9 protein-coding genes are annotated in these 11,908 nt (G+C 54.1%); 5 read left to right on the top strand and 4 right to left on the bottom strand.

The window, feature by feature from the left end; all coding sequences use genetic code 11:
* Positions 1–16: 16 nt before the first annotated feature.
* Positions 17–595, bottom strand: a complete 579-nt coding sequence (gene ppiC, locus DD586_RS22410) for a peptidylprolyl isomerase PpiC (RefSeq protein ID WP_267195266.1) — start codon at positions 593–595, stop codon at positions 17–19.
* On the opposite strand from ppiC, the gene rep reads away from it, so the two are divergent.
* Positions 482–2,506, top strand: a complete 2,025-nt coding sequence (gene rep, locus DD586_RS19445; protein WP_012886506.1) for a DNA helicase Rep — start codon at positions 482–484, stop codon at positions 2,504–2,506. The genes ppiC and rep overlap by 114 nt on opposite strands.
* Before the next feature lie 49 nt (positions 2,507–2,555).
* Here rep and DD586_RS19440 read toward each other — a convergent pair whose 3' ends face one another.
* The 3 genes from DD586_RS19440 to rhlB all read right to left on the bottom strand — a co-directional run bounded on the left by DD586_RS19440 (position 2,556) and on the right by rhlB (position 7,389).
* The gene (locus tag DD586_RS19440) at positions 2,556–4,370 is read right to left on the bottom strand and encodes a glycosyl hydrolase family 28 protein (protein WP_012886505.1); all 1,815 of its coding nucleotides are present in this window, start codon (positions 4,368–4,370) and stop codon (positions 2,556–2,558) included.
* A gap of 228 nt (positions 4,371–4,598) precedes the next feature.
* Positions 4,599–6,095: a guanosine-5'-triphosphate,3'-diphosphate diphosphatase gene (gene gppA, locus DD586_RS19435; protein ID WP_012886504.1), complete on the bottom strand. Its 1,497-nt coding sequence runs from the start codon at positions 6,093–6,095 to the stop codon at positions 4,599–4,601.
* 7 nt (positions 6,096–6,102) lie between these two features.
* Entirely contained in the window at positions 6,103–7,389 is a 1,287-nt protein-coding gene (gene rhlB, locus DD586_RS19430) for an ATP-dependent RNA helicase RhlB (RefSeq protein ID WP_012886503.1), read from the bottom strand.
* 119 nt (positions 7,390–7,508) lie between these two features.
* Between rhlB and trxA the strand changes: the two genes are divergently transcribed.
* The 4 genes from trxA (at position 7,509) to wzzE (ending at position 11,904) form a co-directional block, all read left to right on the top strand.
* Complete coding sequence (gene trxA, locus DD586_RS19425) at positions 7,509–7,835, top strand: thioredoxin TrxA (protein WP_012886502.1); 327 nt, start codon at positions 7,509–7,511, stop codon at positions 7,833–7,835.
* A gap of 411 nt (positions 7,836–8,246) precedes the next feature.
* Positions 8,247–9,506 (top strand): transcription termination factor Rho, encoded by a 1,260-nt coding sequence (gene rho / locus DD586_RS19420; RefSeq protein WP_012886501.1) that lies wholly within the window; start codon positions 8,247–8,249, stop codon positions 9,504–9,506.
* A gap of 241 nt (positions 9,507–9,747) precedes the next feature.
* Positions 9,748–10,818 (top strand): UDP-N-acetylglucosamine--undecaprenyl-phosphate N-acetylglucosaminephosphotransferase, encoded by a 1,071-nt coding sequence (gene wecA / locus DD586_RS19415; RefSeq protein ID WP_041164667.1) that lies wholly within the window; start codon positions 9,748–9,750, stop codon positions 10,816–10,818.
* 51 nt (positions 10,819–10,869) lie between these two features.
* Entirely contained in the window at positions 10,870–11,904 is a 1,035-nt protein-coding gene (gene wzzE / locus DD586_RS19410) for an ECA polysaccharide chain length modulation protein (protein WP_012886499.1), read from the top strand.
* Positions 11,905–11,908 lie beyond the last annotated feature (4 nt).

The following is an 11,908-nucleotide window of genomic DNA, read 5'->3' as shown; positions in this document are numbered from 1 at the left end:
GCCGCCTCTACTCCCGTTAGTTTCGGTACAACACCTTGATAATGTGGTAGCCGAACTGGGTTTTGACCGGGCCGAAGGGTTTGAGCAGCTCGCAGGAAAACACCGCCTTATCGAAATCCGGAACCATGTCGCCTTTACGGAATTCGCCTAAATCGCCGCCATTACGCTTTGACGGGCAGGTCGAGTGCTTTTTTGCTAACTGCTGAAAGTCTGCTCCCTTCTCGAGTTGAGCCAGAATGTCGGTGGCCTGTTGTTCGGTATCCACCAGAATGTGCAATGCTGCTGCGGTATTTGCCATAGTACGCTCCTTGAGCAAAGGGAAAGCCGATGTTACCAGCCACAGCCTAGCACCCCCTTGTGACGAAAGGAAATGCGGCGCGTGTTCCTGTTTGGGGAAGGAGGCCTCGCGCCGGTCCGCACTTTTGCTACAATCCTGTTCTGTTACAATCCCCTTCCGTTTGAACGTCGAGCTCGAAACATCATGCGCATGAATCCCAGCCAACAACACGCCGTTGAATTTGTGACCGGTCCCTGTCTGGTACTGGCCGGGGCGGGATCCGGCAAAACGCGAGTGATTACCCAAAAAATCGCCCATCTGATCCGGGGTTGCGGCTATCAGGCCCGCCATATTGCGGCGGTGACCTTCACTAATAAGGCTGCTCGGGAGATGAAAGAGCGTGTGGCGCAAACACTGGGGCGTAAGGAAACCCGTGGTTTGCTGATTGCGACCTTCCATACGCTGGGGCTTGAGATCATCAAGCGTGAGTACGCGGCGTTGGGTATGAAGTCTAACTTCTCGCTGTTTGACGATCAGGATCAGCTGGCGCTGCTAAAAGAGCTGACGGAGTTGTGGCTGCAAAACGACAAAGACTTACTGCAACAGCTCGTGTCTGCCTTGTCCAACTGGAAAAACGACCTGATTGACCCCGCGCAGGCAGCGGCACTGGCGCGTTCGGAACGGGACCGGTTGTTCGCGCATTGCTATCGGTTGTATGACGAGCATCTGCGGGCCTGCAACGTGTTGGATTTTGATGACCTGATCCTGCTGCCGACGTTGCTGCTTAAACGCAATGACGAGGTACGTGAACGCTGGCAGAACCGCCTGCGTTACTTGCTGGTGGATGAATATCAGGATACCAATACCAGCCAATACGAACTGGTGAAGTTGCTGGTAGGTAGCCGGGCGCGCTTTACCGTAGTGGGCGACGACGACCAGTCGATTTACTCTTGGCGCGGTGCCCGCCCGCAGAACTTGTCGCTGTTGCAGCAGGACTTTCCGCAATTGCAGGTTGTCAAGCTGGAGCAGAATTACCGCTCGTCCGGGCGTATTCTCAAGGCCGCCAATATCCTTATCGCCAACAACCCGCACGTGTTCGAAAAGCGACTGTATTCTGAGTTGGGATATGGCGAAGCGCTTAAAATCATCACCGCCAATAACGAAGATCATGAAGCGGAGCGGGTAGTGGGTGAACTGATTGCCCACCACTTTATCCGCAAAACTCAGTATGGTGACTACGCTATTCTTTATCGCGGTAACCACCAGTCCCGGTTGTTCGAAAAAGTGTTGATGCAAAACCGCATCCCTTATCGTATTTCCGGCGGTACGTCGTTTTTCTCTCGCCCGGAAATCAAAGACCTGCTGGCTTACTTGCGTGTGCTGACCAACCCGGAAGATGACAGCGCATTCTTGCGTATCGTGAATACCCCCAAGCGTGAAATCGGCCCGGCGACACTGCAAAAGCTGGGCGAGTGGGCCAGACAGCGTAACCGTAGCCTGTTTAACGCCAGCTTCGATATGGGGTTGAGCCAGACCCTGAGCGGACGCGGGCTGGAGTCATTGCAGCGTTTCACCCAGTGGATCGGTGACATTGCCCGACTGGCGGAGCAGGAGCCAGTGAAGGCGGTACGTGATTTGCTCCACGGGCTGGATTACGAAAGCTGGTTGTATGAAACCTCGCCCAGCCCGAAAGCAGCGGAAATGCGCATGAAAAACGTCAATACGCTGTTTACCTGGATGACGGAAATGCTGGAGGGCAGCGATCTGGACGAGCCGATGACGCTGACTCAGGTGGTCACCCGGTTTACCCTGCGCGATATGATGGAGCGTAACGAGGCCGAAGAAGAGCTGGATCAGGTGCAACTGATGACGCTGCATGCCTCCAAAGGGCTGGAGTTCCCTTACGTGTATCTGGTCGGCATGGAAGAAGGGTTGTTACCGCACCAGACCAGCATTGATGAAGACAATGTCGACGAGGAGCGTCGTCTGGCCTATGTCGGCATCACCCGGGCGCAGAAAGAACTGACGTTTACCTTGTGTCGCGAACGTCGGCAATACGGTGAGTTGATTCGCCCGGAACCCAGTCGTTTTCTGCTGGAATTGCCGCAGGATGATGTGATGTGGGAAACCGAACGCAAAGTCGTCAGCCCACAGGAGCGGATGCAAAAAGGGCAGAACCATCTGGCCAATCTGCGCGCCCAACTGGCGAAGGCCAGAGACAAAGACTAACTCGGGAAACGATGCCGGGCGCGATAGCCCGGCGTGTTGAGACTGACTATCAGGGCGTGACGGTTTTGCCGTCTACGGTCACGTTTTTCACCGTACCGAATTTCCACGGTGAAGATCCGCTACGCAGGTTGCTGAACGTCAGGTTATTGAACTGGCTATCGCTCAGATCGCTGATTGACGTCGGGCTTACGCCGCTGAGTTTCATATTGCTGAAAGTAAACTGGCTGTGCCAGATGTCTTTGCTGCTGTCACCGCTGATTTCAATCGATGGGCTTGACCCGGTGCTGTCCTGCACGGTGATGTTTTTGACGGTGAAGTCATAAAAACGAGCAGGCACCGTGGCGGGTGTGTAATCGGTGGTGCCGTTGTTGTCGGCGTAACTTAACGTCACGATAACCGCCTGTTTGGCCAGATTTTTTAGCGCACTGTTACGGAAGATGATGCCGTGCGCGCCACCGCCGATATCCGGGGCGCTCTTGGCCCGCAAACCGATGTCGCTTTGACTTATCACGTTGTTTTCTGCCAGCACATCGACGATACCGGCACCGGTGTGGCTACCGAGTACGACCGCACCGTGTCCGTGACGGAAATAGTTATTGAACAACCAGGCGTTCTGCGAAGGTTCTTGCTTCTGTGCTGCCTGACCCATACCGGCGGCGAAGTTGATGCTGTCGTCTCCGGTATCAAATACGCTGTTGAACACCATGATGTTCTGGCTGTTGCCAAATTCGACACCGTCGCCATTGTTGGCATTGAATGTCTGATGGGTGACACCATTTTCCACCACGTTTTGGCTTTCCAGGAACATCACGCCGTGGTTGGCTGGGTTACGGATGGTCACATCGGCGACATAGGCATTTTGGACACCGCGCAGGGTGATGAGGCTTGAGCGGCGCTGGCTGTACGCGGTTTTGGTGTCCATGCCGGTAGCGGTGGCCGCCGCGACCTGGTTTTTAGCCAGAATACCGTCTTTGCTCACTTTGCTGTTATCACTCTTCACGTACTGCGGCAGGCTGTTGCCCAGTTCATCTTTGGCGTCAGCGCTACGCTTCCAGCCGTTGCCGTCGATAACACCTTTACCGACGATACGGATGTTTGTGAATGTCCCGACAGCCGAGCTGGTTTTATCGATGGCGTTGATAAGTGAGGCTGGTCGCATCTGGGATGAGTAACTGTAAATCTTATAGGCATCAGGGTAATCCGCCGCGTTATCCGAGCCCAACAACGTCGCGCCCTGCAACAGATTCAGGGTCATGTTGCTTTTCAGCCACAATGCGCCTGTCTTGAAAATCCCGGCCGGGACGTCGATGCGACAGCCGGTTGGGCAGGCGTCGATCGCCTTTTGGATAGCGCTGGTATTGAGCGTGGTGCCGTCACCTTTCGCGCCGTACTGGGTAATGTTGATGACCGTCGGTGTGGCGGAGGTGGTCGCGGTGACCGCGTTGCTGTCCGTGGACGTTGTACCGTCGGCATAGACGGCCCGAACGGTGAACTGGTAGTCAGTGTTGGCTTTCAGACCGTCGATTTTAGCGTTTTGTACCACAATGCGATGGTGAAAACTGGCCGTGTCATTTTTGTAAAACGTACTAATGTACGGTTTCGCTGGCGAGTTTTTGTCGTTATTTTGGCTGGCGAGCCCAATGAGCTGGCCGTTCTGGTAAATCTGGTAGTCGGTGATATTGGAGGTGTCTTCTGGCGCATCCCACACCAGCACCACACTGTGGTCATCATTAGACAACGTCGGCACCTGTAGCTTTTGCGGGGCTTGAGTGGGACTGGCTATTGCCAGTACCGGGAGACTGAGCAGGCAGGCCGACACCATCGACGCCAGGGTATGGCGCCGGGAAAATGTGAACGTTTTCATCCTTGTTCCTTCATTATGTTTATATCAAAAATGGGTCATGACGTCAGAAATCGCATTGACGTCAGAGTCGGAAAGTCGTCTTTATTCGATCCAGATACAGCACAGCTTCCAATAAGAAACGGTGTTTTATAAAAATACATCTCGCATTTCTTTTTTCCCCGGAAGCGATCACAAACCTAGTCGAGGGGATAAAAAAAAGGGGTAACCAATTGTTACCCCTTTTTGCTGTCAGACAGTGTGTTCTTCGATGAGAAGTGGCCAGTGCACGTAGCTTTGCCACAGGCTTTCCTGCGACAGGGTTTCGGCTCGCAGAGGATGTTGATCAAGCCAGCCCGCTGGCAGAATGACGCGCAGGCTATCGCCTTCTACTCGCAGGCGCACTGCCGGTAGGGTGTCGTCGCGTCGGCGGCTGGCAAAGATAATCGCCAGTCGCAACAGGCGACATAACCGCTGTGCCAGAGTAACCGGCAAGGCGTTTTGCTGAGTGAGGGGGATTGGGTCGATGGTGTTGCTTTGGTTTTGTAACAGTGTCGCCAGCAATTTTTTCTGCGCCGGTGTGAAGCCCGGCAAATCGCTGTTGTGAACCAGATAGGCCGCATGCTGCGGTGCCTGACGGAAATCGACACTCAGGCCGATTTCGTGAATCAGACAGGCGCTAGCCAGTAATTCCCGACATCGACCATCTAACTGCCAGTCGCGGGCAACCTGCTGCAAAAAGTTATCCGCCAGCAACCTGACCCGTTGCGCCTGTTCGCTATCCAGCAGGTAACGGCGTTGCAGGTTTTTCAGGGTACGGTGGCGGATATCCTGCTCAATCGGCAAATGCAACATGCCGTAGACCAGTCCTTCGCGCAGCGCACCACCTGCCAACGTCATGGAGTCGATATCCAGTTCCTGAAAGATAGCCAGCAGGATGGATAGACCGCTGGGAAATACCAACGCACGCTCCAGCGTAAGCCCTTCAATTTCCAGCTCTTCCAGCTTACTGCACTGGATGGCGCGCTGTTTCAGCTGGCGCAATTTACCGAGGGTGATGTATTCATCCATCCCCTGCGCCACCATGATTTCCTGTAACGCCTGTACAGTGCCCGACGCGCCAACGCAAATTTGCCAGCCCTGCTGACGCAGAATGTCTTTTACCGGCTGTAACATTTCACGGGCTGCCTGTTCGGCCCGCTCAAAATGCGCCAGGGTGAGATCGCGATCGGTAAAATACCGCTCCAGCCAGGTCACGCAACCCATTGGCAGGCTGAAGAGTTGGGTATGACGGGCGCCGGTACCGGTCGCCAGTTCGGTACTGCCGCCGCCGATATCCACCACCAGCCGTTGTTCTGGCCCGCCGGTGGTATGGGCGACGCCCTGATAGATGAGCCGAGCTTCTTCTTCACCGCTGATAACCTGAATCGGTAGACCCAGAATCAGCTGGGCCCGTTCAAGGAATTCATCAGCGTTGGTGGCCAGTCTTAATGTGGCAGTGGCCACGACTCGCACCTGTTGCGACGGAATGTCCTGCAAACGTTCGGAGAATAGCGCCAGACATTGCCAGCCGCGCTGCATGGCTTCCGGCGAGAGGCGGTTATTAGCGTCCAGTCCGGCAGCCAGTCTGACTTTCCGTTTGATGCGAGCCAGCGTCTGTACACTGCCTGCCACCTCACGCACCACCAGCATATGAAAGCTGTTGGACCCTAAATCGATTGCGGCATAAAGAGAAGAAGCGCTCAGCATCGGCAACTCAACCCGGTCGTTTTCGATTGTTACGAGGCGCACCGCTGCGGCGAGGCGCGCCGGGACGGCGAGGGCCACCACTGGTGCGTGGACGGCTCAGGCGCTTAGGCTCAGGCAATCCGGTCATCAGCGCTTCGCTGCTGTATTTGCTCACCGGGATATGATGGCCGATATAGTCTTCAATAGCGGGCAGATTCAGCGCGTATTCTTCACACGCCAGGCTGATGGACACACCGCTGGCACCCGCACGACCGGTACGGCCGATGCGATGGACGTAATCTTCGCAATCGTCAGGCAGGTCGTAGTTGAATACATGGGTGACCAACGGAATGTGCAAGCCGCGCGCTGCTACATCGGTGGCGACGAGAATATCCAGGCTACCCTGGGTGAATTCTTCCAGAATGCGTAGTCGTTTTTTCTGCGCCACGTCGCCAGTCAGCAGCCCAACACGGTGTCCATCCGCAGCCAGGTGACCCCAAATATCTTCACAACGGTGCTTGGTGTTAGCGAAGATGATGCAGCGATCTGGCCACTCTTCTTCGATCAACGTTTGCAGCAGACGCATCTTCTCTTCATTGGAAGGGTAGAATAGCTCTTCCTTGATGCGATGACCGGTTTTCTGCTCCGGCTCCACTTCAACGTATTCGGCGTTGTTCATCTGTTCAAACGCCAGTTCGCGCACGCGATAGGATAAGGTGGCGGAAAACAGCATGTTCAGACGCTGATTCGTCGGCGGCATGCGGCGGAATAACCAGCGGATATCCTTGATAAAGCCGAGATCGTACATGCGATCGGCTTCGTCCAGCACCACGACCTGGATGGCGCCCATGTGGATATGGTTTTGTTTGGTGTAATCGATTAAACGACCGGTGGTACCGATCAAAATATCGACGCCGTCTTCCAGTACTTTTAGCTGCTTGTCGTAGCCGTCGCCACCGTAAGCCAGCCCCAACCGCAGACCCGTCGCTTTCGCCAGCGCTTCGGCATCGGCATGGATCTGCACTGCCAGCTCACGGGTCGGCGCCATAATCAGGGCGCGGGGTTGATTGGTCTGGCGTTCAGCGGGGGCGGGGTGGGTCAACAAATAATGAAATGTAGACGCCAGAAATGCCAGCGTCTTGCCTGTTCCGGTTTGCGCTTGTCCCGCCACGTCACGGCCCGACAGCGTCAGCGGCAACGCCAGCGCCTGAATGGGCGTGCAGTTATGAAAGCCTTTATTTTCAAGAGCTTCAATAACCTGCGGATGCAGTGCGAAGTCGGAAAACTTCTGTTCGGTTAAGTGTGTTTTGCTCATAGCGTGGTAGAATATCAGTTAACTATTGCTTTACGAAAGCGTATCCAGTGAAATAAAGTCAACCTCATAGTTGGTTAATGCTACACCAACTGGGTAGAGATAATCCTGCGGAGTAAAACATGAGCGATAAAATTATTCATCTGACGGACGACAGCTTCGAGACAGACGTACTGCAGTCTGAACATGTGACACTGGTTGATTTCTGGGCTGACTGGTGTGGTCCTTGTAAAATGATTGCTCCGATTCTGGATGAGATCGCCGATGAGTATGAAGGTAAGCTGACCATCGCCAAGCTCAACATCGATGACAACCCGGCTACCGCACCGAAATACGGTATTCGTGGTATCCCGACGCTGCTGCTGTTTAAAAACGGCGAAGTGGCCGCGACCAAAGTCGGTGCGTTGTCCAAAGGGCAACTGAAAGAGTTCCTGAACGCCAATCTGTAATCCGTCATACTGGCTTTCCTGGGCGACAGCGGGTAATGAGATTTTCTCATTATGACCGCTGGACGCCCACCGGGAAGCGTGCTAGATTCGTCAATACTGCATATCGTACTTACCTTAGTTTAAGCCGTTAGGCTTGAGCCTGAAGTTAGAATCTAAAGTTTTATCCCATGTCAGGTTTGGAAATCATTAATTTTCATCATGTTAGTGTCCAGTCTGGCAATCTGATAGTTTTACATTAATTAGTTTTACGGTGTCTTCGACCTCTTGCCATGCGTGTGCATAGCGTCAGTGCGGTTAAGCCTGAGCAACACAGTGTCTGGTGATTGAAGGCTGTTAAGCGGCATGGATGTTCCTGCCATACCATTCACGTTAATAGTTCGAGATTTACCCCGAGTTTAAGAACCCACCATTATGAATCTTACCGAATTAAAAAATACGCCAGTGTCTGAGTTAATTACTCTTGGCGAAAATATGGGGCTGGAGAATCTGGCTCGCATGCGTAAACAGGATATTATTTTCGCTATCCTCAAGCAGCACGCGAAAAGTGGTGAAGATATCTTTGGCGATGGCGTACTGGAAATATTGCAGGATGGTTTTGGTTTCCTCCGCTCAGCAGACAGTTCCTACCTCGCCGGCCCTGATGATATCTACGTTTCCCCCAGCCAAATCCGACGCTTCAACCTCCGCACTGGCGACACCATTTCCGGTAAGATTCGTCCCCCGAAAGAGGGTGAACGCTATTTCGCGCTGTTGAAGGTCAATGAAGTCAACTACGACAAGCCGGAAAATGCCCGCAGCAAGATCCTGTTTGAGAACCTGACGCCGTTGCACGCTAATTCACGTCTGCGTATGGAGCGTGGTAACGGTTCTACCGAAGACCTGACCGCCCGTGTGCTGGATCTGGCCTCCCCGATCGGTCGTGGACAGCGTGGTTTGATTGTTGCGCCGCCGAAAGCCGGTAAAACCATGTTGCTGCAAAACATTGCCCAGAGCATCGCTTACAACCACCCGGATTGCGTGCTGATGGTGCTGCTGATTGACGAACGTCCGGAAGAAGTGACGGAAATGCAGCGTCTGGTGAAAGGGGAAGTGGTGGCGTCGACGTTCGACGAACCGGCCTCTCGCCACGTTCAGGTCGCCGAAATGGTGATCGAGAAAGCCAAGCGTCTGGTTGAGCATAAGAAAGACGTGATTATCCTGCTGGACTCCATCACCCGTCTGGCTCGTGCCTACAACACTGTGGTACCGGCATCCGGTAAAGTCCTGACCGGTGGTGTGGACGCTAACGCCCTGCATCGTCCGAAGCGTTTCTTCGGTGCGGCTCGTAACGTTGAAGAGGGCGGCAGCCTGACCATCATCGCTACCGCGCTGATCGACACCGGCTCGAAGATGGACGAAGTGATTTACGAAGAGTTCAAGGGCACCGGTAACATGGAACTGCACCTGTCTCGTAAGATTGCTGAGAAACGTGTGTTCCCGGCGATTGATTACAACCGCTCCGGTACCCGTAAGGAAGAATTGTTGACCACATCTGAAGAGCTGCAGAAGATGTGGATTCTGCGCAAGATTATCCACCCGATGGGGGAAATCGACGCGATGGAGTTCCTGATCAACAAACTGGCGATGACCAAAACCAACGACGAATTCTTCGATATGATGAAACGGTCGTAACAGGTTTTCCCTGTAACGGGTTATGCCATCAAACAAAACGCCACGAATCTGTGGCGTTTTTTGTTTCTGCCTGTTCGGCCAGTCTGGCATGTTTTCAATCCTGTGGTGCTAATGCGGGCAGAGCGCATCATGTTTTGTTACGTGAACGTGCAGGAACTTTCTGAAAAATTTGGTAAATTAGCCTCGGTTGGCATAATTCGCAGTAGTATCATCAGGCACTGATAAGCGTGAATGAATCATGATGAGTGCTCAATTAGTCGCCGTATTCCTGTGCTCTTTCTTTTCCCTGCTGCTGGCGCGTCATGTAGCGAGAAAAACCGGTCTGGTTGATAGACCAAACCACCGTAAACGCCATCATGGCGCGGTGCCACTGGTTGGCGGAATTTCTGTCTACGCCGGTGTCTGCCTGTTGCCGTTCTTCATTCCCGAGTCGATTCCCCATTTCCCGATTTACCTGTTGTGTGCGGGTTTACTGGTGCTGGTTGGCGCACTGGACGATCGCTTTGACATCAGCATTGGTATCCGCGCTACGGCACAGGCGGTTGTCGCCATAATAATGATGGCGCTGGCTGGGCTGATGTTGCTGCGTCTGGGGTATATTCTGGGGCCGAGCTGGGATATCGGACTGGGGATGATGCGTTACCCCATGACGTTATTGGTAGTATGGGCGGCTATCAATGCTTTTAACATGGTGGATGGCATTGATGGTTTGCTGGGTGGGTTGTCTGGCGTGTTGTTTGTCGCCTTAGGCGTTTTATTCTATCTCCACGGCAGCAACGCGCTGGCGTTTTGGAGTTTTGCCATGATTGCCGCCATCTTGCCGTATAGTCTGTTAAATCTTGAATGCCTCGGCCGACGTTATAAGGTTTTTATGGGTGATGCGGGTAGTACCCTGATGGGATTTACCGCCATCTGGTTACTGCTACAAGGGTCTCAGGGGCCGGAGAGTGCTATCCGGCCGGTAACGGCATTGTGGGTTATCGCCATTCCACTGATGGATATGGTGGCGATTGTCTATCGCCGGTTGCACAACGGCTCAAATCTGTTTTCGCCGGATCGCCAGCATATCCATCATCTGCTGATGCGTGCCGGATTGACTTCCCGCCAGGCTTGTCTGTTGATTACACTGGCCGCCGCGTTACTGGCGGGCGTGGGGATTACCGGTGAATGGTTGGCGATTCCCGAGTACATGATGTTTGTGCTGTTTTTACTGGTATTTGGTGGCTATGGCTACTGTATTAAGCGGGCATGGCGAGTGGCGCGCGTTGTCCGGCGCATTCAGCGTTACTGGCGCAATCATCGCTATTGTTGATAAATCAAGTGTTGACAAACCACATGTTGATAAACCGAATCGGGAAACACAATGAAACCGGAAATCTCCTCCCAGGCGGTATCGTTGGATAATGAGCTGGATATTCGCCAGCTCTGCCGGGTGTTATGGCAGGGTAAGGGCTGGATTGTCGGCTCGGCGGCGTTACTGGCACTGCTGGCGCTGGTGTATTCCTGGCTGGCTCAACCGGTGTGGCGCGCGACGGCAGTAACGGATAAACCGTCGGTGGCCATGTTGTCGACGTTTTTTGAACAGCAGCAGTGGCTGCGCTCGCTGGATGCATCGTCAGCGGTGGTGCCGGATGGGAGTACTATCGTGGCGGACGCCTATACCGAGTTTACTCTGCAGGCCGCTGCCTACGATACCCGGCGCGAGTTTTGGCTACAGTCGCCGTATTACCGTGAGCGTCGAAAAGGCGACAACAAGGCGGATGCCGTTCTGCTGGATACGCTTATCAACGATATCCAGTTTATACCGCACGATGAGGCTAAAAAAACCAACGATACCCTTAAGCTGGCGGCTGACAACCCGCAAGATGCCAGTAACCTGTTGCGGCAATATGTGCAGTTTGCCAACCAGCGTGCCGTCAATCATCTGAATCAAAACCTGGCGGGAAATTGGGAAGCGCGTATCCGATCTGAGCGTGCCTGGCTGCAACGCGAGGACGCGGTTGCTCGCGTGGCGTATGAGCAGGAGTTACGGCGCGTGACGCAAGCACTGGCTATCGCCCGCCAGCAGGGAATCACACAGCCGAAGCACGATGCACCGTCCGATTCGGCATTATTTCTGCAAGGTTCGGCCTGGTTGCAGGCACGTCTGGAGATGCTGAAGGCCAATGGCCCGGTATTCGATGCGGATTACGCACCGCGTCAGGCAGTACTGGCGATGCTGGAAAGCGGCCCGGCGCTGGCAGACAGGTTTCATACTTACCGCTATTTGCATACGCCGCAAGAGCCTGTGCATCGCGACAGTCCACGCCGTGTTCTTCTGCTGCTGATGTGGGGCAGCATTGGGCTGGTGATGGGGGCCGGACTGGCGCTGGCGCTGGCGCGGCGTCGGCGTGATTAAATGT

Source organism: Dickeya parazeae Ech586 (assembly GCF_000025065.1).
In the GTDB taxonomy this organism is placed as follows: domain Bacteria; phylum Pseudomonadota; class Gammaproteobacteria; order Enterobacterales; family Enterobacteriaceae; genus Dickeya; species Dickeya zeae.
This window is presented reverse-complemented; position numbering and strand designations above follow the sequence as displayed.

Bases quoted from the DNA above. Each gene is read 5' to 3' on its own strand.
- rep (WP_012886506.1), top strand. From the start codon at position 482: ATGCGCATGAATCCCAGCCAACAACACGCCGTTGAATTTGTGACCGGT.
- ppiC (WP_267195266.1), bottom strand. From the start codon at position 595: ATGGGCGATTTTTTGGGTAATCACTCGCGTTTTGCCGGATCCCGCCCC.
- DD586_RS19440 (WP_012886505.1), bottom strand. From the start codon at position 4,370: ATGAAAACGTTCACATTTTCCCGGCGCCATACCCTGGCGTCGATGGTG.
- gppA (WP_012886504.1), bottom strand. From the start codon at position 6,095: ATGCTGAGCGCTTCTTCTCTTTATGCCGCAATCGATTTAGGGTCCAAC.
- rhlB (WP_012886503.1), bottom strand. From the start codon at position 7,389: ATGAGCAAAACACACTTAACCGAACAGAAGTTTTCCGACTTCGCACTG.
- trxA (WP_012886502.1), top strand. From the start codon at position 7,509: ATGAGCGATAAAATTATTCATCTGACGGACGACAGCTTCGAGACAGAC.
- rho (WP_012886501.1), top strand. From the start codon at position 8,247: ATGAATCTTACCGAATTAAAAAATACGCCAGTGTCTGAGTTAATTACT.
- wecA (WP_041164667.1), top strand. From the start codon at position 9,748: ATGAGTGCTCAATTAGTCGCCGTATTCCTGTGCTCTTTCTTTTCCCTG.
- wzzE (WP_012886499.1), top strand. From the start codon at position 10,870: ATGAAACCGGAAATCTCCTCCCAGGCGGTATCGTTGGATAATGAGCTG.